General features: G+C 66.8%; 14 protein-coding genes. 3 read left to right on the top strand and 11 right to left on the bottom strand.

Features of this window, described 5'->3' with window-relative positions; genetic code table 11:
* Positions 1-94: 94 nt before the first annotated feature.
* The 11 genes from NWF24_RS07185 to NWF24_RS07135 all read right to left on the bottom strand — a co-directional run bounded on the left by NWF24_RS07185 (position 95) and on the right by NWF24_RS07135 (position 18,533).
* On the bottom strand, positions 95-886 hold the full coding sequence (locus NWF24_RS07185) for a BMA_0021/BMA_0022 family TOMM bacteriocin (RefSeq protein WP_258353585.1): 792 nt from the start codon (positions 884-886) through the stop codon (positions 95-97).
* 18 nt (positions 887-904) lie between these two features.
* Positions 905-4,951 (bottom strand): TOMM system kinase/cyclase fusion protein, encoded by a 4,047-nt coding sequence (locus tag NWF24_RS07180; protein WP_258353584.1) that lies wholly within the window; start codon positions 4,949-4,951, stop codon positions 905-907.
* A gap of 314 nt (positions 4,952-5,265) precedes the next feature.
* On the bottom strand, positions 5,266-6,438 hold the full coding sequence (locus NWF24_RS07175; RefSeq protein WP_258353583.1) for a BMP family ABC transporter substrate-binding protein: 1,173 nt from the start codon (positions 6,436-6,438) through the stop codon (positions 5,266-5,268).
* Positions 6,439-6,485: 47 nt separating this feature from the next.
* A complete protein-coding gene (locus NWF24_RS07170) occupies positions 6,486-7,406 on the bottom strand; it encodes an ABC transporter permease (RefSeq protein WP_093058838.1) in 921 nt (306 codons plus the stop codon).
* Positions 7,407-7,408: 2 nt separating this feature from the next.
* The gene (locus NWF24_RS07165) at positions 7,409-8,554 is read right to left on the bottom strand and encodes an ABC transporter permease (RefSeq protein ID WP_258353582.1); all 1,146 of its coding nucleotides are present in this window, start codon (positions 8,552-8,554) and stop codon (positions 7,409-7,411) included.
* On the bottom strand, positions 8,547-10,088 hold the full coding sequence (locus NWF24_RS07160) for an ABC transporter ATP-binding protein (RefSeq protein ID WP_258353581.1): 1,542 nt from the start codon (positions 10,086-10,088) through the stop codon (positions 8,547-8,549). The genes NWF24_RS07165 and NWF24_RS07160 overlap by 8 nt, the downstream gene beginning before the upstream one ends.
* A gap of 115 nt (positions 10,089-10,203) precedes the next feature.
* Positions 10,204-11,604, bottom strand: coding sequence for an NCS2 family permease (locus NWF24_RS07155; RefSeq protein ID WP_093058841.1), 1,401 nt, complete (start codon positions 11,602-11,604; stop codon positions 10,204-10,206).
* A 76-nt stretch (positions 11,605-11,680) separates the two neighbouring features.
* Positions 11,681-12,682 (bottom strand): LysR family transcriptional regulator, encoded by a 1,002-nt coding sequence (locus NWF24_RS07150; RefSeq protein ID WP_258353580.1) that lies wholly within the window; start codon positions 12,680-12,682, stop codon positions 11,681-11,683.
* A gap of 103 nt (positions 12,683-12,785) precedes the next feature.
* The gene (gene xdhB, locus NWF24_RS07145; protein ID WP_258353579.1) at positions 12,786-15,245 is read right to left on the bottom strand and encodes a xanthine dehydrogenase molybdopterin binding subunit; all 2,460 of its coding nucleotides are present in this window, start codon (positions 15,243-15,245) and stop codon (positions 12,786-12,788) included.
* 2 nt (positions 15,246-15,247) lie between these two features.
* Complete coding sequence (gene xdhA, locus NWF24_RS07140; RefSeq protein WP_258353578.1) at positions 15,248-16,849, bottom strand: xanthine dehydrogenase small subunit; 1,602 nt, start codon at positions 16,847-16,849, stop codon at positions 15,248-15,250.
* Between the two features lie 778 nt (positions 16,850-17,627).
* Positions 17,628-18,533, bottom strand: a complete 906-nt coding sequence (locus tag NWF24_RS07135; protein WP_258355254.1) for a LysR family transcriptional regulator — start codon at positions 18,531-18,533, stop codon at positions 17,628-17,630.
* A gap of 121 nt (positions 18,534-18,654) precedes the next feature.
* Here NWF24_RS07135 and NWF24_RS07130 point away from each other — a divergent pair, with 121 nt between their 5' ends.
* The 3 genes from NWF24_RS07130 (at position 18,655) to NWF24_RS07120 (ending at position 22,763) form a co-directional block, all read left to right on the top strand.
* Positions 18,655-19,869, top strand: a complete 1,215-nt coding sequence (locus tag NWF24_RS07130; protein ID WP_258353577.1) for a PQQ-dependent sugar dehydrogenase — start codon at positions 18,655-18,657, stop codon at positions 19,867-19,869.
* Between the two features lie 29 nt (positions 19,870-19,898).
* The gene (locus tag NWF24_RS07125) at positions 19,899-20,510 is read left to right on the top strand and encodes a c-type cytochrome (protein WP_258353576.1); all 612 of its coding nucleotides are present in this window, start codon (positions 19,899-19,901) and stop codon (positions 20,508-20,510) included.
* Between the two features lie 93 nt (positions 20,511-20,603).
* Complete coding sequence (locus NWF24_RS07120) at positions 20,604-22,763, top strand: indolepyruvate ferredoxin oxidoreductase subunit alpha (RefSeq protein ID WP_258353575.1); 2,160 nt, start codon at positions 20,604-20,606, stop codon at positions 22,761-22,763.

The following is a 22,763-nucleotide window of genomic DNA, read 5'->3' as shown; positions in this document are numbered from 1 at the left end:
GCTGCCGGAGTCGGCACGCGCGGCCAGCGTCAGCAGGAGCGTGGCCGAGGCGCCTTGCAGCGCGCCCGTGGCCTGCCCCTGTTCGGCAGCGGACTCAGCAGGTGAAGGGATAGGCGTCGCCCGTGTTGTTGTACGAGGTGAGCGCGATCGGCCGCATGTCCACTTCCACCGGTGCGGTCGGGTAGTTGAGGAGGATGCCGTTCTTGATCAGCGAGCCGTCGGCGTTCTTCAGATTCCATTCGCCCTTTGCCGCATCCCACGTGAAGGCGGAATTGGTCGTGAACAGGATCTTGAAGTTGAACGGGTTGTTGTAGCCCAGCCATTGGCTCAGCACGGGCGCCTTGTCGGTATCGGGGTCGCGCGTCAGGTCGAAAAGGAACTCCGGCGACTGCCATGCGAGCGCAATCGCGCGCAGCACCACGCCGCCGAACGCCAGCAGCGAACCATCGCCGCCGCCGGGAATGCCGAGGCCGGTGGGCAGTGCGCCACCCACGATGCCGGGGGGCGGCACGGGTGCTTCGAAGGCAGCAGCGGAGCCCATGAAGTTCGGGAACAGCTGGTAGTAGGCGGCCAGGGCCTCCGTGGCATGCGACGACGGCGCCTGCGGCAGCACGATGACGAAGGAGTCGTCGGGGCCGACCCAGCCGGAGGTCAGCACCGGCTTCCATTCGGCGCGCATGTCCGGATTGGGGCTCTGGAAAAGCCTCACGTCGAGTTGCGGCCACAGCGTCGGCAAGCCGAAGTCGCGGTGCAGCATGGGCTGGATGTCCTGCGAGTCGAGCAGTTCGCGGCGGTAGGCATCGTCCTGCCACGATTTGGCAATGCCACGCAGGTAGGCAAGACGGAATTCGAGCAACGGTTCGGCAGCTTGGCTTTGAAAGGTCATGGTGACTTCATCCTTGGTTCAAGACATGGTTCGAGAAACAGGCGCATGCACGGGCATGCGCGACGGCAGTTCCGGCCGCAGGTCGGCCAGCTCCTTGAGGCGTCCAGCCACGTCGTGCCCGGCGGGTGCCAGTGCCTGCAACGCCACCAGGGCCTCGTATTCGGTTCTGTACTTCGCACCCTCGCGCGCCACGTTGGCGGCCTGCGAGAAGCACTCGGCCACTGCGTCGTGTTCGCCGCCCGAGGCCTGCAGGTAGCGGGCCTTCTGCAGATGGAGCTCGGACCTGTAGAGCCCTTCCTTGAGCTCGTCCGCCAGGCGCAGGCACTCGTCGACCCGCTCCAGCGCCTCGCCCCAGCGACCATTGACGGCCAGCGTGTCGGCGGCAAAGGCGCGGTAGTAGGTCTGGCAATAGCGGCAGCCCATGCCCCACAGCGCCTGCACCCAGCCGTCGGCCTGCGCGATGTTGTCGACGTCGCCGGTGGCCCAGCAGCGAATGATTGCCGCGTAGCCCTGGAACGCCGGCAGGCCATAGCGCTCGGTGATGCCGAGCAGCTCGCCCGTGCTCACCAGCGCCCGCGCCTTGTCGTTGCGGCCCTGATGGCCCAGGCTCTGGTACAGCAGGGCCATGCTCAGCGACGGAATGTGCGACATCTCGCGCGCCCAGCGCACGGCGTTCGTGGCGTCGGCGCGCGCGGCCGCGTCGTGGCCCGCGAACCAGCGCACCAGCGCGCGCCCCGTGGTCGCCCACACGCGGGTGTCGAAGCCGAAGTAGGCGGCATGGTGCGCGTGCGCCTCGGGGCTGTAGCGCTCGATGCCGTCCGTCAGCGATTGCTCGGCGCGCTCGAAATAGCCGTCTGAATAGTGCGCGAGCCCGAGGTACGTTTGCGCCGCGACGAACACGCCCTCGTCCTGCTGCTGGGTGGCGTGGTCGAGCAGCCGGTTGCTCAGCTGCTGCACCTCGGCGCGGTTGCTCGCGACGTGGTGGAAGGTGATCAGCGTCCACAGGTGCTGCACCTGCTTCTCGCGCGCCACGTCGTCGGAGAGCAGCTCCTGCGACAGGGCGATGCGGTCCACCACCTGCGCATGCGCCCAGCCGTACTTGTTCATCATGGCCTGCGTGACGTAGCTGTTCACGTCGAGCCGCGCCTCGCGCTGCGCGGCGCTGTCCAGGTGCGCCATCCAGCCGTCGATGTGCTGGGCATAGGCGATGGTTTCGTCGTTCAGCGAGCGGTGCTGGGTAATGAGCAGCTGCCGCACGGCCAGCGCAACGGCCTCCGCGTGCTCGCCCGCATCGGCCCAGTGCTGGGCCACGCTGCCCGGCTCGCTCGCCACGCGCTGCGGCTGGCTGCTCAGCAGCGTCTGCGCGACGTTGCGGTGCTGCTGCCGGCGCTGCGCGTCGAGCATGCATTCGTAGGCGGTGTCGCGAATCAGCGCGTGGCGGAAGATGAAAGCGCCCGGCAGTCCGGCCGGGGCCACGAGCCCCGCGTCGAGCAGCACGGCCATGTCCTTGTCCATCGCTTCGGGCGACTTGCCCGAACAGGCGCACAGCAATTCGGCATCGAACTGCCGCCCAATGGTGGCTGCCAGTTGCAGCAGGCCCTTGACGGAGCCCAGCCGGTCGAAGCGGCTGACCAGAGAGTCGCGCAGCGTGACCGGAATGGCAGCCGGCTGGGCCGTGTCCTTGAAGACCCAGACGCCCTCTTGTTCCACCAGGTAGGCGTCGAGCAGCATGCGCGCCATTTCCTGGATGAACAGCGGCACGCCGTCGGTGCGCGCGACCACGTTGTCGATCACCTGCTGCGCGGCGACTCTTGGCGCCAGCGCCTGCCGGGCCAGTTCGGCGGCCTGCGCGTCTTCGAGCCGACGCACCTCGATGCACTCGGCCTGCAGCGCCGTCGGCTTCACCCATTCGGGCCGCGCGGTCAGCACCAGCAGCACGCGCTGCTGCGGCAGCTGGGCAACCAGCTGCTCGACGAACTCGATGCTCGTGGGGTCGGCCCAGTGCACGTCTTCGAGCAGGAGCAGCAGCGGCGCCGCCTCGGCCATGTGCAGCAGCCACTGTGCGGTCGACTGCAGCAGCAATCCCTTCTGCATCGCGGGAGACACCTGGCTGGGTGCGCGATCGCCCAGTGGGAGAGACAGCCAAGCGCAGAAGATCGGCAGCACCGCTTCGGCGTCGCAGCCGGCGGCCTGCAGGGCCTCGCGCAGCCGCTCGCGCCGGGCGTCGGGCGTGGCTGCATCCGGTGCGGCTTCGAGGCGCTGGCGCAGCAGCGTCAGGAACGGTGTCAGCGCGTTGTTCTGGTTTTCGGGCTGGCACTGCGCGCTGACGGTCTGCCAGCCTTCTTGCGCCACCTGCTCGCGCAGCACGTCGGCGAGACAAGACTTGCCGATGCCGGGCTCGCCCCGGACCCACACCGCGCCGCCGTGGCCTTGGCGGGCCTGCGCCCATGCGGCGCGCAGCTGTTGCAGTTCTGCCTCGCGTCCGATGCACGCGTTGTGCAGTGCCTGCTCCACGGATCCATGCGGCGCTGGCGCCTGCTGTTCACCGCCCAGGCGATAGGTCTGGATGCCGCCGGACTGCCCCGGCAGGGTCACGTTGCCGGCCTTGTCGAAGCGCGCATGGCGGCCCAGCAGCCGGTAGCTGCTTTCGCTTGCCAGCAGCGTGCCGGTATCGGCCACGCCCTCGAGCCGCACCGCAACGTTGACGGCATGGCCCGACGGAATTTCTCCGGCGGCCACCACCGCCATGCCGGTGTGCATGCCCATGCGAATGCCCAGGTGCACGCCGTGCGCCTGCTCGATGGCAGCCGAGCGCTGGCGGCTCAGCTCGATCAGCTCCAGCGCCGTCATGCCGGCCTGCCGCGCATCGGTGTCGCTGGCGTGCGGATAGCCGAAGAGCACGATCATCCGGTCGCCCAGCGTGCCGGCCAGCAATCCGCCGCGCCGCGTGGCGGTCTCCGCGAACAGGGTGAGCTCGTTGCGCTGCAGCAGCTCCAGGTTTTCGATGTCGGAGGGCAAGGCGTCGTCGATGCCCTCTTCGTCCGCGCCGGCGTCCGGCCAGACGGAGACGCTGCAGCACAGCACGGTGAGCTGCCGCTTTTCGGAAAAGCCGCGCGTGGTGACCACGGTGTGACTGAGAGCTTCGTCTTGCGCCTGCTTCGCCGATCGCAGCACGCCCACCAGATCGTCAAGCCGCAGGCGCCCGAGTTCGGCCAGCAGCGTGGCTGCTGAATCGCTGCGGTCGGCCGCCTTCTTGCGCAATGCCTGGCGCAGCACGGAGGCCACCGGATGGCTGGCGATTTCCGCCGGCAGAGGCACCTCTTGCGGGCTCAGTTGCTGGTGAAGAATTTCTGCCGCCGATGCGCCGCGAATGGCGGGCACGCCCGTCAGGCACTCGATGAACATCAGGCCCCAAGCGTAGATATCTGACTTGACGCCGGGCGGCTCGCCGCGCAGTTGCTCAGGCGCGCTGTAGGCCGGCGTGCCCAGAGACTCGTCGGTCATCGTGAGCGTAGGAAACTCGGCGCCCCTGTTCGAGGGAATGACGGTGCTGATGCCGAAGTCGAGCACCTTCGCATGCGGGACGGCGCCGGTGAAGGTGACCATCACGTTGTCGGGCTTCAGGTCGCGGTGCACGATGCCCGCGCTGTGCGCGCAGTCCAGCGCGTCCAGCACTTCCGCCATCAGATGAGCGGTCTCGGTGGCAGTCAGCGCGCCCTTGCGCCGGATCAGGCTGGTGAGCGTTTCGCCCGGCACGTACTCGAAGACGCCATAGACGCATGGGCCCTGCTCACCCTTGTCGAGCAACTGGACGATGTGCGGATGGTGCAGCGAGGCGCAGAGCTTCGTCTCGCGGTGAAAACGTGCAACGCGCTGGCTGCCGACCTGCAGCTTCACGACCTTGATTGCGACCACGGTGCCCGTGTTCTTCTGCAGCGCGCGATACACGGTGCCATAGCCGCCGGCGCCTAGCTCCTCCAGCAACTCGTAGCCCGGAATCTCCAACGGATTCGGCAATGATGATTGCGACACTGCGTGCGTGGGGTTGGTGACGGCATCCTGCATTTCAGTCTCGTCGTGATGGATCGCGTTGAGAGTCCTCCGGAGCGTGCTGCGGCCGCGATCTGCGCTGCGGCAGGAACGCGAATTAGACACTAATTGTTACTGTAGCGGACGCGAGGACTTTTCAACTGGGTCGCCCCAAAAAAGAAAACCCGCGCAACGCGCGGGAGGTTAGAACTTTTGAATGTATAAGCGCCCTCGCTCGCGAACGTGGCCGATTCGCGCACACCGAGGAACCGGCTCCGCCGGGCCTCAGGTGTCGCCCCCGGTAGGGGGTTGGCGTAGCGACACGAAGTGCGCGAAGCCTGGGGGCGAGCTTATTTCTTGTCGCCGCCCGGCACCTTGCCTTCGACGCCCTTGACGTAGAAGTTCACGCCCGACAAGAACTTGTCGTCGGCCACAGCGTCCTTGGCGACCACTTCCTTGCCGTCCTGGCCGAGGATCGGGCCCTTCCAGATCACGAAGCTGCCGTCCTTCAGGCCCTTCTTCACCGCCTCGACCTTGGCCTTGGTTTCGGCCGGCACGTCCTCGGCGATCGACACGATGTCGATGGCGCCTTCCTTCACGCCCCACCAGGCCTGGCCAGTGGCCCACTTGCCGTCCAGCGCTTCCTGGGTCGCCTTGATGTAGTACGGGGCCCAGTTGATGGTGGCCGAGGCCAGGTGGGCCTTGGGACCGTAGGCGGTCATGTCCGAATCCCAGCCGAAGGCGCGCTTGCCCTTTTCCTGCGCGGTCTTGAGCACGGCGGGCGAGTCGGTGTTCTGGAACAGCACGTCGGCGCCGCCGTTGATGAGGGCGGTGGCGGCTTCGGTTTCCTTGGGCGGGCTGAACCACTCGTTCACCCACACGACCTTGGTCGTGATCTTCGGGTTGACCGACTGCGCGCCCAGCGTGAAGCTGTTGATGTTGCGCAGCACTTCGGGAATAGGCACCGAGCCGACCACGCCCAGCGTGTTGCTCTTGGTCATGGCGCCGGCAATGACGCCGGCCATGTACGCGCCCTCGTACGTGCGGCTGTCGTAGGTGCGCATGTTGTCCGAGGTCTTGTAGCCGGTGGCGTGCTCGAACTTCACTTCCTTGCTGTCGGCCGCGACCTTGAGCATGGGTTCCATGTAGCCGAAGGTGGTGCCGAAGATCAGCTTGTTGCCCTGGCCGACCATGTCGCGGAACACGCGCTCTGCGTCGGCGCCCTCGGGCACGCTTTCGACGAAGGTGGTCTTGATCTTGTCGCCGAATTCCTTCTCGAGCGCCTTGCGGGCGTTGTCGTGTGCGAAGGTCCAGCCGCCGTCGCCCACCGGTCCGACATAGGCGAATGCGATGTTCAGCGGCGCTGCCGGTGCCGGAGCGGCCGCAGCAGGTGCCGGGGCCGGCGCGGGCGCCGCGGCCGGTGCTGCCGCTTCTTCTTTCTTGCCGCAGCCGATCAGGGCCGCCGAAGCAACCGCAGTGAGAGCGGCCAGCTTGAGCAGGGAGCGCTTGTTCAGATCATTCATTGTCGGAAATCCTCAAAAGGACAGGTTGGCGGAAAAACGAATCGCGATTATGAGCCGGGGTAGAACGGTTTCCCGATGGAAGCCGGCATGTTGGCGCGGATGAAGGCCGGGTTGCGCGAGATCAGCGCCAGCACAACGATGGGCGCGATGTACTGCAGCATGCTGAGGAACTGCGAGGGCACGTCGACGCCGCTGCTCTGCAAATGAAAGCCCAGCATCGACACGCCGCCGAACAGGTAGGCCCCCAGCAGCACGCGCACCGGCCGCCAGGTGGCGAAGGTGGTGAGCGCCAGCGCGATCCAGCCGCGGCCGGCCACCATGCCCTCGACCCACAGCGGCGTGTACACGGTCGACAGGTACGCGCCCGCCAGCCCGCACAGCGAGCCGCCCGCGATCACCGCCATGAAGCGGATGCGCCGCACCGGATAACCCAGCGCATGCGCCGACTCGGGCGATTCACCGACTGAGCGCAGCACCAGGCCGGCGCGCGTGCGGTACAGGAACCAGATCAGCGCCAGGGTCAGCACCACCGCGAAATACACCATTGGGTGATGGCGGAAAAGCGCGGGGCCGACGAGCGGAATGTCGCTCAACACCGGGATCGCGTACGACGTGCTTTCGGGCAGCTTGGCCTGCACGAAGTTGATGCCGGCAAAGGCCGAGAAGCCCACGCCGAACAGGCTCAGCGCCAGGCCCGTTGCGTACTGGTTGGTGTTGAGCCAGATCACCAGCACACCGAAGAATGCCGCGAGCAAGGCGCCTGCTGCCATGCCGGCGAGAAAGCCCAGCCAGGGGTTGTGCGTGGTGACGACAGTGGCAAAGCCGGCGATGGCGGCGCACAGCATCATTCCCTCGGCGCCGAGGTTGACGATGCCGGCCTTCTCGTTGATGAGCAGGCCCAGCGCCGCGATGGCGAGCACGGTGCCCGCGCTCAGCGTGGAGCCGAGCAGGAGTGCGTAGCTTTCCATGTTCAGTGGCTCCCTTCGGTGGCACGCGCGACGGGTGCGGTGATCGGCGTGCTCGCTTGCAGCGAAGCGGTGGTCATGGTGGCGGCTTTAGCTGCGGCCTTGCGCCGGATCCGGTACGCAATGAGGGTGTCGCAAGCCAGCAGCGTGAACAGCAGCAGCCCCTGGAACACACCGGTCAGCGACTTCGGCAGGCCCAGCCGCGACTGCGCAAGCTCGCCGCCGATGTAGAACATGCTCATCAGGATGGCCGAGAAGATCATGCCCACCGGATGCAGCCGTCCGACGAAGGCAACGATGATGGCTGCGAAGCCATAGCCTGCCGGCACATAGGGCGTAAGCTGGCCAAGCGGCCCGGCCACTTCGAGCGCACCGGCCAGGCCGGCCGCGCCGCCCGAAGTCAGCAGCGCGATCCACACCGCGCGCCGCGCCGAGAAGCCCGCATAGCGCGAGGCCGCTGGTGCCAGCCCGCCAACCTGCTGCGCGAAGCCCGCACGCGTGCGGAACAGGAACACCCACAGCGCCCCCGCCCCCGCCAGCGCGATGACCAGCCCGATGCTCACGCGCGAGCCCTTGAACAGGCGCGGAATCTGCGTGACCGCCTCGAAGGTCTTGGTCTGCGGGAAGTTGTAGCCGTTCGGGTCTTTCCATGGACCATAGACCATGTAGCCCAGCAACAGCGTGGCCACGTAGACCAGCATCAGGCTCACCAGGATTTCGTTGGCGTTGTACTTGTCGCGCAGGAACGCGACGATGCCCGCCCACACCATGCCGCCAAGGATGCCGGCCAGCAGGATGGCCGCGACGATCCACTGCCCCGTGGTCTTGTCGGCCAGCAGCGCCACGCCGCCCGCCGCAATGGCGCCGAACACGAACTGCCCTTCGGCGCCGATGTTCCACACGTTCGAGCGGAAGCACACGGCCAGCCCCAGCGCGATGATGAGCAGCGGTGTCGCCTTCACCATCAGCTCGCCGATGGCGTAGCCGCTCTTGATGGGTTCATAGAAGAACACCAGCAAGCCCTTGACCGGGTCCTTGCCGAGCGCGGCGAACAGCGCCACGCCGATCAGCACGGTAATCAGCAGCGCCAGGATCGGCGAGGCATAGCTCCAGAAGCGCGACAGCTCCGGGCGGGGTTCGAGCTTAAGCATGGGCGGCCTCCGCCTTCTGGCCGACATTGTTGCCGGAGGTCTGCCACAAGCCGCTCATCCATTCGCCGATCTGCGGCAGCGTGGCGGCCGCGCGGTCGATGGAGGGCGACAGCCGCCCCTTTGCAATCACGTGCAGCCGGTCGCAGATGTTGAACAGCTCGTCGAGCTCCTCGCTGATGACCAGCACGGCACAGCCCGCATCGCGCAGCGCAAGAATCTCGGCGTGGATCAGCGCAGCCGCGCCCACGTCCACCCCCCAGGTCGGCTGCGAAACGATGAAGAGCTTCGGGTTGGCGTCGATCTCGCGGCCGACGATGAACTTCTGCAAGTTGCCGCCGGAGAGCGAACGCGCCGCTGCGCGCGGCCCGCCGGCCTTGACCTTGAAGCGCTCGATGATGGCCTTGGCCTGGCGCTCGAGCGCGCCTGTGCGGATCCACCCGCCCCGGCCCACTGCATCGCTGCGCGTGAGCAGCAGGTTGTGCGCAAGCCCCAGCGTCGGCACCGCGCCGCGGCCCAGCCGCTCTTCGGGCACGAAGTGCAAGCCCAGTGCGCGGCGAGAGCGCGGGCGCAGCCGGCCGGCCGGCTTGTCGAACACCCGGACCATCGAGGCCTCGGCGCGCACATCTTCACCCGAGAGCGTGTAGAGCAGTTCGCGCTGGCCGTTGCCCGAGACGCCCGCAATACCGACGACCTCGCCCGCGCGAACCTCGAACGAGATGCCCTCGAGGTCCATGCCGAACTGGTCTTCGCGCGCCAGCGACAGCCCGTCGACGCACAACGCCACTGCGCCCGCATGCACCGGCCGGTGCTGCAACGGCGGCGGCTCGCTGCCGATCATCAGCCGCGACAGCGACTGGGTGCTCTCGTTCTGCGGATTGCACACGCCCGTTACCTTGCCACCGCGCAGCACGGTGCAGGCGCTGCACAGCTCCTGGATCTCGTGCAGCTTGTGGCTGATGTAGAGGATGCTGCAGCCTTCCGAAGCCAGCTTGTTCAGCACATGGAAGAGCTTGATGACCGCCTGCGGCGTGAGCACCGAGGTCGGCTCGTCGAGGATCAGCAGCTTGGGGTTGGTGAGCAACGCGCGGATGATTTCCACCCGCTGCATCTCGCCCACCGACAGCGTGTGCACCGGCCGCGAGGGGTCGATGTCGAGGCCGTATTCGCTCGCCTTGGCGGTGATGCTGCGCGCAACCTCGGCCAGTTGCAGCGACTTGTCGAGCCCCAGCCAGACGTTCTCGGCCACGGTGAGCGTGTCGAACAGGCTGAAGTGCTGGAACACCATGCTGATGCCCAGCGCCCTCGCCTGCTGCGGGTTGCGCAGGTTGACGGCATGGCCGTCGAACATCACGGTGCCCTCGTCGGGCTTGACCGACCCGTAGATGATCTTCATCAGGGTCGACTTGCCGGCGCCGTTCTCGCCGAGCACGGCGTGGATTTCGCCGGGCTGCACGGCCAGGGAGATGTCGCTGTTCGCCACCACCGCGGGATACCGCTTGGTGATGTTCGCGAGCTGGAGTCTGGGGGTTGTCATGCCGGGTTTCGTGGATTTGTCTCGTTCAACTGCAACAAAGCGGGAACAGCTATCAGTTTAATAGCGTGCTCCCGCGACCATCGGCGCCCGACGGCGCTTCGCTCAGTTCATTGCTTCAATGCCCGCCGATATAGGCGAACTTGAAGAGGAACACGGCGGCGATGACCCAGACCATCGCATGCACTTCCCGTGCCCGGCCGGTGCAGAGCTTCAGCACGGCGTACGTGATGAAGCCGAAGGCCAGGCCGTTGGCGATCGAGTAGGTGAAGGGCATGGTCAGCGCGGTCACTGCGGCCGGGATCACCTCGGTGGTGTCTTCCCAGTCGAGCTCGACCAGGTCGCGCAGCATCAGGCAGCCCACGAAGAGCAGCGCCGGCGCGGTGGCATAGGCCGGCACCGAGCCCGCCAGCGGCGAGATCATCAGGCAGGCCAGGAACAGCAGCGCCACCACCACGGCCGTGAGGCCGGTGCGTCCGCCTGCTTGCACGCCCGCTGCACTTTCCACGTAAGCCGTGGTGCTCGACGTGCCGAGCAGCGAGCCCGCGAAGATCGCGCCGCTGTCGGCCAGCAGCGCCTTGTTCATGCGCTCCATCTTGCCCGGCACCAGCAGACCGGCGCGCTTGGCCACGCCCATCAGCGTGCCCGTGGCGTCGAACATCTCGACCAGGAAGAACACCAACACCACGTTCAGGATGCCGCCCTTGAGCGCGCCCAGGATGTCGAGCTGCATGAAGGTGGGCGCGATGGACGGCGGCGCATCGAACACACCGTGGAACTTGTTGCCGCCGAAGAAGAACGACAGCACCGTCACCGTGACGATGCCGATCAGGATCGCGCCGCGCACCTTGAGCTTGTCGAGCGCCACGATGATGAGAAAGCCCAGCGTCGCCAGCACCACCGGCGCCGAGTGCAGGTCGCCCAGCGTGACGAAAGTGGCGGGCGATGCGGCCACCACGCCAGCGCTCTTCAGCGCGATGAGCGCCAGGAACATGCCGATGCCCACGGTGATCGCAGTTCGCAACGACTGCGGTATGCCCTGTATGAAAAGCTCCCGCAACCCCGTGACCGTGACGATCAGGAACAGGCAGCCCGAGATGAACACCGCGCCCAGCGCAACCTGCCACGTGTAGCCCATGCCCAGCACCACCACGTAGGCGAAGTAGGCGTTCAGGCCCATGCCCGGCGCCATGGCAATCGGGTAGTTGGCGTACAGGCCCATGATGAGCGTGCCCAGCGCCGCAATGAGGCAGGTGGCCACGAAGACCGCGCCCTTCGGCATGCCCGCGTCCCCGAGGATCGACGGGTTCACGAAGATGATGTAGGCCATCGTCAGGAAGGTGGTGAGCCCCGCGATGACTTCGGTGCGCACCGTGGTGTTATGCGCACTGAGCTTGAACATGCGTTCAAGCAGACCCGAGCCGCTTGCGCTGCCCACAGCCGCACGCGGACGCGCGGACTCGACATGCCCCGGGATGCGGGGCTCGGCGCCTTTCGGCGCCTGTTCCAACGTACTCATTTCGCTTGTCTCCAGCTGTTGTAGTGGCGGTTTTCATCGTTCCCCCACTCACGACGCCGGCGCGAACGGGGTTTTCTCAGGGATCCGGGGTTTCAGGGGCGGCGGGCGGGCGCGTTACGGCGCCAGATACACCGGGTATGGCGGAAGCCGGGGGCCGCAGCGAAGCCGCCACGTCCTTGATGCATTCGCGCAGCCAGCGCGCAGAGCTCGACGAATGGGTGCGTTCGTGCCAGAGCTGGTAGTACATGAGGCGCGGCAGCGCCACGGGGCAATCGAGAATCTTCAGCGGCAGCCGCGAGGCGAAGCGCTCGCAGTACTGGCGCCCGGTGGTCAGCACCAGCAGGCTCGAAGCCACCATGTCCGGAATGAGGCTGAAGTGCGCGCAGCGCGCCGTGATGTTGCGCTGCCGCCCCAGCTCGTCGAGCATCTGGTCGATGATGCCGCGCCCGCCCGGGTGCATGGGCGTGGGCGCGATGTGCTCTGCAGTGAGCCAGGTCTCCAGGTCCCAGCCGCGGCGCACCGCCGGATGATCCTTGTTGACCAGCGACACCACCTCGTCGCCGAAGAGCCGCGCCATATGCAGGTCTTCCGGTGGCTTGAGCCAGTTGCCGATCACCAGGTCGACCTGGCCGAGTGCCAGGTGGCCGTGGTAGTCCGAATCGGGCGAGAGCGCGTGGATCTCGATCTGGCACAGCGGCGCGTCGCGCTTGACCTGCGCCACCAGCATGGGCAGGAACAGCGGGTCCATGTAGTCGCTGGCCGCAATGCGGAAGGTGGTGGCCGCCGACTGCGGCTCGAAGCCCCGCGCATCCGAGAACAGCATCTCGGCCGCGCGAAGAATGCTCGCAGCCGGCTCGATCATGCGCAGCCCCGCGTCGGTCGGCACCATGCCCGAGCCCGAGCGCACCAGGAGCGGGTCGCCCGACAGCTCGCGCAGGCGCTTCAGCGCGGCCGAAACGGCCGGCTGGTACATGCCCAGGCGGATGGCTGCGCGCGAGACGCTGCGGTCGGTCAGCACGGTGTGAAGCACCCTGATGAGGTGAAGATCGATCTTGTCGAAAAGCGCCTGGTCTCTCATGGCTGTTCACACCTTTCTTGTCTGTGCGAACAGTTATACAGCGCAGCATTTGGCGAAACCGGGTGTGGAAGTGAAGCTCGGACCGTGCGAGCACGGCCCGCTGTCATTCGGCCGATGCTGTCTGCACCACCGTAATGGCGCGAAGAATCGACTCGCTCGTGGCCGGCGCCTTCAGCGGCGGATCGACCCTGTGGTCGCCCGCGGCCGACACCGCATCGCGGATCGCGAAGAACACCGAGAACGGCAGCAAGAGCGGCGGCTCGCCCACGGCCTTGCTGCGGTGAATGGAGTCTTCGAAGTTCTGGCCTTCGAACAGGCGCACGTTGAACACGGGCGGGCAGTCGTTGGCGGTCGGAATCTTGTAGGTGCTGGGCGCGTGCGTGGTGAGCTTGCCGCTTTGCGGATGCCACACCAGCTCTTCGGTGGTGAGCCAGCCCATGCCCTGGATGAAGGCGCCCTCGACCTGGCCGATGTCCACAGCCGGGTTCAGCGACTTGCCCGCGTCGTGGAGGATGTCGGCGCGCAACAACTTCCATTCGCCGGTGAGCGTGTCGACGATCACCTCGCTCACCGCCGCGCCGTAGGCGTAGTAGTAGAACGGACGGCCCTGCATCTTGTCCTTGTCCCAGCTCAGGCCGGGCGTGGCGTAGAAGCCATCGGACCACAGCTGCTTGCGGTCGAGATACGCCTCGCCCACCACGGTGCTGAAGGCCAGCGTGCGGCCGTTGACCTCGACCTTGTCGTTGGCAAAGCGCACTTCGCTGGCCTTCCCGCCATGGCGCTCGGACGCGCTCTCGGCCAGGCGCTCGCGGATCTGGCGGGCCGCGTCCTGCGCGGCCTTGCCGTTCAGGTCGGCGCCGGTCGACGCGGCCGTGGCCGAGGTGTTGGCCACCTTGGTCGTGTCGGTCGCGGTGACGCGCACGCGCTCGAAGCTCACGCCCAGCTCGTGCGCCACCACCTGCGCCACCTTGGTGTTGAGGCCCTGCCCCATCTCGGTTCCGCCGTGGTTCACGAGGATCGAGCCGTCGGTGTACACGTGTACCAGCGCGCCGGCCTGGTTGAAGTGCTTCACGTTGAACGAGATGCCGAACTTCAGCGGTGCCAGCGCCAGGCCGCGCTTGAGCACAGTGCTCTTCTTGTTGAAGGCCCCGATGTCTTCGCGCCGCGCGCGGTAGTCGCTGCTGGCTTCCAGCTCGGCCACGAGTTCGTGGACGATGTTGTCGGTCACGGTCTGGCGGTACGGCGTGACGTTGTTCTCTGCCTTGCCATAGAAGTTGACGCGCCGCACGTCGAGCGGGTCGCGCTTCAGTTCGCGGGCCACCGAGTCCATGATGTTCTCGATGGCAATCGCGCCCTGCGGGCCGCCGAAGCCGCGGAAGGCCGTGTTGCTCTGCGTGTTCGTCTTGCCCGAGAAGCCGTGCATGGCCACGTTGGGCAGCCAGTAGGCGTTGTCGAAGTGGCACAGCGCGCGCGTCATCACCGGGCCCGAGAGGTCGGCCGAGTGACCGGCGCGCGAGACCATCGTGATCTCTGCGCCGAGGATGCGGCCTTCGTCGTCGTAGCCGACTTCGTACTCGTACCAGAAGCAGTGACGCCGGCCCGTGACCATGAAGTCGTCGTCGCGGTCGAGCCGCAGCTTGACCGGGCGCTGCAGCTGCCGCGCCGCGATGGCGGCCACGCAGGCGAACAGCGCCGACTGCGACTCCTTGCCGCCGAAGCCGCCGCCCATGCGCCGGCACTCCACATGCACTTCGTTCGACTGCAGGTGCATTGCATGTGCCACCAGGTGCTGCATCTCGCTCGGGTGCTGCGTGGAGCAGTGGATGTGCAACGCACCGCCTTCCTTCGGAATGGCGTAGCTGATCTGGCCTTCGAGGTAGAACTGTTCCTGCCCGCCCACGTCGAGCGTGGCCTTGTGGCGATGCGGCGCGTTGGCAATGGCAGTGCGCACTGCAGCCTCGTCGCCTTCGTTGGCGGCACCGCCGCTGCGCACGATGTGCATCGGCGGCACCACGTACTGGCCGCGTTCGTGCGCGGCCTGCGGCGTGATCACGGGCGGCTGGGCCTCGATGGTCAGCGCGTCCTTGGCCTTCGCGGCGGCGCGGCGCGCGTCGGCACGCGTTTCGGCGATCACGGCGAACACCGGCTGGCCGAGGTAGCGGATCTCGCCGCCGTCGTTCACGGGCAGCAGGATCGGGTCGTCGTGAATGATCGAGCCGCAGTCGTTGGTGCCCGGAATGTCGTCGGCCGTGATGACCGCGACCACGCCCGGCATGGCGCGAATGGCGTCGAGCGACAGCGCCGTGACGCGACCATTCGCGGCCGGCGACAGGCCCAGCGCGCAATGCAGCGTGCCGGTGAGTTCGGGAATGTCGTCGATGTAGGTCGCCTCACCGGCAACGTGCAGGTGCGCCGATTCGTGCGGCCGGCTGATGCCCACGCGCATGCCGCGCTCGTGCGCCAGCGCTTCGGCGCCCACGTCGATGCGGGCGGCGGTGTTGGTCAGGTAGTCGGCAAAGGCCTCGGAGGGCTGCAGCAGGCGGGCGTCGATGGGCTTGTTCATGGTCAGACTCCTGCGGCAGTGGCCGGGGTCGCGTGGGGCATCACGCTCCAGACGCTGGTTTCTTCCAGCGACAGGGCGTCTTCGGCGCGGGTTTCGAGCCAGAGGCGCTGAATGAGGTTCTGGGCCACCTGCAGCCGGTAGTCGGCCGAGGCGCGCATGTCCGACAGCGGCTTGAAGTCTTGCGCGAGCGCGAGCTTGGCGGTGGCCACGCTGGCCTGCGTCCATGGCTTGCCGAGCAAAGCAGCCTCGGCATTCGCGGCGCGCTTGACGGTCGCAGCCATGCCGCCGAAGGCCAGGCGCACGGCCTTCACCGTGTCGCTGCCAGCTTCGAGCTCGATGGCGAAACCCGCACACAGCGCCGAGATGTCGCAGTCGAAGCGCTTGCTGATCTTGTAGGCGCGAATCTGGCGGCGCAGCGCGGCATGCGGAACAGCCAGCCCCTGGACGAATTCGCCGGGCTGCAGCTGGTTCTTCATGTAGTCCAGATAAAACTCGGGCAGCGGCATGCGGCGCACCACGTCGCCGCGGCGCAGCTCGATCTGCGCGTCGAGTGCCATCAGCACTGGCGGCGAATCGCCGATGGGCGAGCCGTTGGCCACGTTGCCGCCCATGGTGCCGGCATGGCGGATCGGCGGCGAGGCAAAACGCAGCCACACCTCGGCCAGGCTGGGCACGCGCTCGACCAGTGCGGTGAAGGCGGATTCAAGCGAGGCGCCCGCGCCGATGTAGAGCTCATCCTCGCGGTCTTCGATGGTCTTCATTTCGGCCACGTCGCCCACGTAGATGATGTCGCCCAGGTCGCGGAACTGCTTGTTGACCCAGAGGCCGACGTCGGTCGAACCGGCCAGCAGCTGGGCGCGCGGCTTCTGTTCGCGCAGCGCGGCAAGCTGGGCCAGGGTCTTGGGAGCGTGGAAATGGTCGATGCGGGCGCCGAGCGGGGCGGCGTAGTTCAGGTCCAGGCCGTCGTTCTGCAGGGCGGTGAGCGCTGCGACCACGGGTTTCGTGTCGAGGCGAACCGATGGCAGGTCGAACATGCGCTGGCCGGCATCGAGGATCGGGCGGTAGCCGGTGCAGCGGCACAGGTTGCCGGAGAGGTCGTCGGCCAGTTGCTGGCGCGTGGGCTGCGTGCCTTCGGCCTGGTGGTGTTCGTAGGTGGACCACAGCGACATCACGAAGCCGGGCGTGCAGAAGCCGCACTGGGAGCCGTGGCAGTCGACCATGGCTTGTTGAACGGGGTGCAGGGTGTGTACGGGGTGCTTCTTGTCTGCGGTTTTTTCGGTCTTGCACTGGCCCTTGAGGTCTTCGACCGTGAACAGCGCCTTGCCGTGCAGCGTGGGAAGAAACTGGATGCAGGCGTTGACGGTCTGCAGGTTCAGGCCGCCAACAGCGCCCGGGGCGTTCGGGTCGGTGGCGAGTTCGCCGATGACGACGGTGCAGGCGCCGCAGTCGCCTTCGTTGCAGCCTTCCTTGGTGCCGGTGCAGCGGGCGTCCTCGCGCAGCCAGTCAAGCACGGAACGGGTCGGGTGGACGCCGGTGACGTCGACGATCTTTCCGCGATGGAAAAAGCGGATCGGGTGAATCTGGCTGCTGCTGTCGGTGCTCATGCTTTTGGGCTCGTGGGGGACCCGTTGTGGGTCAGTCATGGACGTTAGCGGCTTGTTCGGGGTCTTGCATATGGAGGGGCCCATAACGCGTATGTGGGGGGCGGTATGCCATGTACGGGGAAACCCTTGTGCAGGCGCTGCAATTCCTGGGCCAATTTTTGTTTTTGTGCTCTTTGCTGAGGGCGGAGGCCGGGTCTCGGCCCGGCGGCCGACTCACTTTCTTTTGCTTCGCCAAAAGAAAGTAAGCACAGAAAAGGCGACCCTACTGTCTGCGTCCCTTCGCTTCGCTACGGGCAACCTGCGGTGCTCAACTCCGGAGGGGGTCCGCAGAACTCGCTTCGCTCAAACAGCTGCGGCCCTGATCCCTCCTACGTCTGCGCTCCTCGGCGCAGCCAGAAGGGATTGGGGAACCCAGCAGGCCATCGCTTCGCTCGGCCGAACATCCAATACCAACAGCCAATACCAACCACCGCAGGCGCGCAGCGCCTGCGGTGGCATGGTGGCCGAGCGAAGCAAAGGCCCGAGTTGTCTCCAAGCCCCTCTGGCTGCGCCGAGGAGCGCAGCGTTTCGCGGATCAGGGCTCGCCCTTGTCTGAGCGAAGCGAGTTTGGGCGAGACCCCGCGAAACGCGAGCACCGCAGGTTGCCCCTTCGCACAGCGAAGGGGTCGCAGACAGTGGGGTCGCCTTTCTTTTGCCTACTTTTCTTTGGCGAAGCAAAGAAAAGTAGGTCGCCCGCCGGGGCGAGTCCCGGCCCCGGGAAGCAAACCAAACTCAGCAGTCAAACCCGCTCAGAGAACAACTCAGTAATAACCCCCCGCAACCACCGATTCCCCGGATCAGCCTCAAACCGCTTACTCCAATGCAGCGACACCGTGAAATCACGCAATGGAAACGGCGGCTCAACGATCGCATAACCCCCCTCCTCAGCAAAACCACGCGCAATGTTCCGCGGCATCACAACCGCAAGGTCAGTAGCACGCACGATAGCCGGCAGCACCATGAAGTGCTCGGTAGTCAGCCGCAGCCGATCTTCGAGGTTCAGCAACTGCAGGATGCGCAGCGTGTCCGCATGCGTGCGCACCGCCACGTACTCGAGCTCTTGCAGGGCTTCAAGCAGCGCCTGCCCACTACGCCGCCGCTTCACGAAAGGATGGTCCTTACGCAGCAGCACGATGTAGCGGTCCTTCAGCAGCTGTGTGCTCTGGGTGTCCTTCACGCGCGGCAGAAAGCCGAAGGCGAAATCGACCTTGCCGCCATCAAGGCCGGTGGCAATGTCGCCCGGCGCCAGCGGCATGGTCTCGACCCTCACCCCCGGCGACAACTCGCGCAGCCGCGCCATCAGCGCCGGCAGGAAGCGCCCCTCGCCGATGTCGCTCATGTGAATGCGGAAGGTCTTGCGCGACACCAGCGGTTCGAAGTGGTCGGACTCGTGCAGCGCCTCTTCCAGCACGCTCAGCGCCGCCTGCACGGCCACCGCCAGCCGGTCGGCGCGCGGTGTCGGCGCCACGCCGCCGGGCGCGCGGGTGAAGAGCGCATCGGCAAGCAGCAGCCGCAGGCGGCCCAGGCCATGGCTGGCCGCCGGCTGAGTGAGGCCCAGCGATTCGGCGGCGCGGCTCACGCTGCGTTCGCGATAGACCGCGTCGAACAGCCGCAGCAGGTTGAGGTCGAGCGTTTCCATATGCATGCCATTCATATTACTTAGCTCGATTATTTTATTGAACGCTGCAGCAGCGCCACGCACACTGGCGGGCGTTGTCCGGATCGCCCCGCGGCCGGACAGCCCCACGACAAGAAGGAGACAAGACATGGCCCCGATTCGTGCATTCAGCGCGTTCCGCGCGCATGCGGCGCTCGCCGCCCTTCTCTGCGCAGCCGTTACCGCATGGGCCCAGCAGCCGCCCACCGAAGAGCCTGGCTGGGCCAAGGGCAGGCCGAAGAACGAAGCCGCCACGCGCATGGCACCGGTGCCTTCCTTCCCGATTCCGACCGCGGCCGACCAGTTGCCCACGGCCAAGTTCAAGCTGCCGCCCGGCTTCAAGGTCGAGACCTGGGCCTCGGGCGTGCTCGACGCGCGCGAGCTGCGCCAGGGCGCCAAGGGCACGGTGTTCGTGAGCACGCTCTTCGTGGGCAACAAGGTCTATGCAATTGCCGAGAAGGGCGACCGCAAGCCCAAGACCATCATCGACAAGACCGAGTTCGCCACCGGCATCGAGTTCTACAAAGGAGCGCTCTACCTCGCGACCCACAAGCAGATCGTTCGCTACGACGGCATCGAGGACAAGCTCGACAACCCCGGCACGCCCGTGGTGCTCAACGACAAGCTGCCCGGCGGGCAGGACCACAGCTGGCGCTACCTGCGCATGCACGACGGCAAGCTCTACTACGCGGTCGGCGCGCCCTGCAACCTGTGCGAGCCCGACGACGCGCATGCGCGCATCTTCCGCATGAACCCCGACGGCAGCGGCATCGAGACCGTGGCGCGCGGCGTGCGCAACACGGTGGGCTTCGACTTCGATCCCAAGACCGGCAACCTCTGGTTCACCGACAACGGCCGCGACTGGCTCAGCGAAGACCTGCCTAACGACGAGCTGAACGTGGTGACCAAGCCCGACCAGCACTTCGGCTACCCGTACTGCCACCAGGGCAACATCGCCGACTCCGAATTCGGCTGGGGCAAGAGCTGCAACGACTACGTGAAGCCCGCCGCGCTGCTCGGCCCGCACGCCGCCGCGCTGGGCCTCACCTTCTACAAAGGCACGATGTTCCCGGCCAAGTACCGCGGCGCCATGTTCATCGCACGCCACGGCCCGTGGAACCGCACCGTCAAGTACGCCGACATCGCGGTCGCCTGGCCCGACGGCAAGGGCGGCGCGAAGGTCGAGCCCTTCATGACCGGCTTCGTCGAGAACAACACCTACCTCGGCCGGCCGGTGGACTTTCTGGTGCTGAAGGACGGCTCGATGCTCGTGAGCGACGACCACGCCGGCGCGATCTACCGCATCAGCTACGGCGGCCGATGACACCAGCGGGCCTTCTCTTTCGACACGCGATGGCGGCAATGATCATGGCGGCGGCAGCATCGTCGGCCGGTGCACAGGGCACGCAGGCGGCAAAGGGCGGCTACGCCCAGCGCTACGCCGAGCTCTGCGCCTCATGCCACGGCGCCAACGGCCGCAGCGACATGGCAGGCACGCCGGTGCTCGCGGGGCAGCATTCGTTCTACGCGATCACGCAGCTGTATCTCTTCCGTGAAGGCCGGCGCGACAACCCCGCGATGACGGCGGTGGCGAAGACCATGAAGGACGAGGACCTGCGCGGCTTCTCCGATTTCATCGCCACCCTGCCCGCGGTGCCGCCCCCGCCGCCTGCCGCGCCGGCCGACGCGGCGCGCATGGCGCGCGGCCAGGCGCTGGCCCAGGAACATCGCTGCCTGCTCTGCCACGGCGCCGACCTGAGCGGCGGCCAGCAGGTACCGCGCATCACACAGCAGCATGAGGACTACCTGCAGCTCTCCCTGCAAGGCTTTCGCACAGGCAAGCGCCCGGGCTACACCCAGGCCATGGGCGAGGCCGTGGGTCGCGTCCCGCCGGAGGACCTGGACACCCTCGCCTACTACGTGGCGCGCTTTCCCGGCACGGCGCCCAAGCCGCCTCCCAAATAAACGCCCTCTTCCGGCGTGCAGCACCGGCGGATGCACGGTGCCGGCACTGCGCACCCCGAACCCTCCCCCCAACGAACATCGGAGCCGAATCTCTTGGAAGTCTCATTCAGCAAGGAAGTGGAAATGCTGCGCCTCGGCGCAGGCGACACCTTTCACGGCGAGGGCATCCTCGCGATCACCAAGGGCCTGCTGCAGTCGGGCGTGGCCTACGTCGGCGGCTACCAGGGGGCGCCCGTGTCGCACCTGCTCGACGTGATGGTCCAGGGCAAGGCCTACATGGACGAGTTGGGCGTACACGTCGAGGCCTGCTCCAACGAGGCCTCGGCCGCAGCGATGCTCGGCGCGTCCATCCACTATCCGCTGCGCGGCGCGGTCACGTGGAAGTCCATCGTCGGCACCAACGTGGCGGCCGATGCGCTGTCGAACCTGTCCTCCCCGGGCGTGACCGGCGGCGTGCTGATCGTGGTGGGCGAAGACTACGGCGAAGGCGCCAGCGTGATCCAGGAGCGCACGCATGCCTACGCGCTCAAGTCGAGCATGTGCCTGCTCGACCCGCGGCCCGATCTCGGTGTGATGGTGCGCATGGTCGAAGAAGGCTTTCGCCTCTCCGAAAGTTCGAACATGCCCTGCCTGATGGAGCTGCGCATCCGCACCTGCCACGTGCGCGGCAGCTTCGAATGCAAGGACAACATGGCGCCCGCCATTTCGACCCGCGCGCTGATGACCGAGCCGGCGGGCTTCGACTACATGCGGCTCGCACATCCGCCCGTCACCTTCCGGCACGAGAAGCTCAAGGGCGACGAGCGCATTCCGGCAGCGCGGCGCTACATCGTGGAGCACGGCCTCAACGAGCTGATACCGGGCCAGCGCCACGCCGACCTTGGCATCGTGGTGCAGGGCGGGCTCTACAACGCGCTGATCCGCAGCCTGCAACAGCAAGGGCTGGCCGATGCCTTCGGCGAAACGGACATCCCGATCCTCGTGCTCAACGTGACCTACCCGCTGGTGCCCGAACAGGTCGCCGACTTCTGCGTGGGCAAGCGCGCGGTGCTGGTGGTGGAAGAAGGCCAGCCCGAGTACATCGAGCAGGACATCGCCACGCTGCTGCGCCGGCGCGACATCCAGACGCCGCTGCACGGCAAGGACATGCTGCCAGCAGCGGGCGAGTACGGCGTCGAGGTGCTGTCGGGCGGCATCGGCACCTTTGCCGCGAAGTACATCGAGGCAGGCGAGGCTCTGTCTTCGGCGCAGGCCTGGTTGGCCGGCAACCGCGAGCGCCGCGAAGCCGTTGCGCGCAGCCTGAGCGCGCCGCTGCCCAACCGGCCGCCGAGCTTCTGCATCGGCTGCCCCGAACGGCCGGTGTTCTCGGCGCTGAAGCTCGCGCAGCAGCAAACCGGCCCGGTGCACATCGCAGCCGACATCGGCTGCCATGCCTTCGGCACCTTCGAGCCGTTCTCGATGGGCCACTCGATCCTGGGCTACGGCATGAGCCTGGCGAGCCGCGCGGGCGTGGCGCCGATGATGAACCGCCGCACGCTGTCGATCATGGGCGACGGCGGCTTCTGGCACAACGGCCTGCTGACCGGCGTGCAGAGCGCGCTCTTCAACGACGACGACGCAGTGCTGCTGATCTTCAAGAACGGCTACACATCGGCCACCGGCACGCAGGACATCATCTCGACGCCCGACGACGAGATCAAGGAGCGTGCCGTCGACAAGCAGCAGAGCCTGGTCGACAAGAACCAGACCATCGAGGACACGCTCAAGGGCCTGGGCGTGAAATGGATGCGCACCGTGACCACCTACGACGTGGAGCGCATGCGCAAGACGCTGACAGAGGCGCTCACCAGCGATTTCAACGGCCTGAAGGTGGTGATCGCCGAGGGCGAATGCCAGCTGGAGCGCCAGCGCCGTATCAAGCCGTGGATTGCCGGGCTGCTGAAGAAGGGCGAGCGCGTGGTGCGCGTGAAGTACGGCGTCGATGAGGACGTGTGCAATGGCGACCACGCATGCATCCGCCTGTCGGGCTGCCCGACGCTCACGCTCAAGGACAACCCCGATCCGCTGAAGGTGGACCCAGTCGCCACCGTGATCGACGGCTGCGTGGGCTGCGGGCTGTGCGGCGCGAACGCGCACGCGGCCACGCTGTGCCCGAGCTTCTACCGGGCCGAGGTGGTGCAGAACCCGAAGTGGCATGAGCGACTGCTGCATGGGCTGCGCGGCGCGGTAGTTCGCGCATTGCAACCGGCGTGA

It is taken from the genome of Variovorax paradoxus, assembly GCF_024734665.1.
In the GTDB taxonomy this organism is placed as follows: domain Bacteria; phylum Pseudomonadota; class Gammaproteobacteria; order Burkholderiales; family Burkholderiaceae_C; genus Variovorax.
This window is presented reverse-complemented; position numbering and strand designations above follow the sequence as displayed.

Coding starts and splice junctions, on each gene's coding strand:
- NWF24_RS07170 (WP_093058838.1), bottom strand. CDS start 7,406: ATGGAAAGCTACGCACTCCTGCTCGGCTCCACGCTGAGCGCGGGCACC.
- NWF24_RS07160 (WP_258353581.1), bottom strand. CDS start 10,088: ATGACAACCCCCAGACTCCAGCTCGCGAACATCACCAAGCGGTATCCC.
- NWF24_RS07185 (WP_258353585.1), bottom strand. CDS start 886: ATGACCTTTCAAAGCCAAGCTGCCGAACCGTTGCTCGAATTCCGTCTT.
- NWF24_RS07150 (WP_258353580.1), bottom strand. CDS start 12,682: ATGAGAGACCAGGCGCTTTTCGACAAGATCGATCTTCACCTCATCAGG.
- NWF24_RS07125 (WP_258353576.1), top strand. CDS start 19,899: ATGGCGGCAATGATCATGGCGGCGGCAGCATCGTCGGCCGGTGCACAG.
- NWF24_RS07175 (WP_258353583.1), bottom strand. CDS start 6,438: ATGAATGATCTGAACAAGCGCTCCCTGCTCAAGCTGGCCGCTCTCACT.
- NWF24_RS07135 (WP_258355254.1), bottom strand. CDS start 18,533: ATGCATATGGAAACGCTCGACCTCAACCTGCTGCGGCTGTTCGACGCG.
- NWF24_RS07155 (WP_093058841.1), bottom strand. CDS start 11,604: ATGAGTACGTTGGAACAGGCGCCGAAAGGCGCCGAGCCCCGCATCCCG.
- NWF24_RS07180 (WP_258353584.1), bottom strand. CDS start 4,951: ATGCAGGATGCCGTCACCAACCCCACGCACGCAGTGTCGCAATCATCA.
- NWF24_RS07165 (WP_258353582.1), bottom strand. CDS start 8,554: ATGCTTAAGCTCGAACCCCGCCCGGAGCTGTCGCGCTTCTGGAGCTAT.
- xdhA (WP_258353578.1), bottom strand. CDS start 16,849: ATGAGCACCGACAGCAGCAGCCAGATTCACCCGATCCGCTTTTTCCAT.
- xdhB (WP_258353579.1), bottom strand. CDS start 15,245: ATGAACAAGCCCATCGACGCCCGCCTGCTGCAGCCCTCCGAGGCCTTT.
- NWF24_RS07130 (WP_258353577.1), top strand. CDS start 18,655: ATGGCCCCGATTCGTGCATTCAGCGCGTTCCGCGCGCATGCGGCGCTC.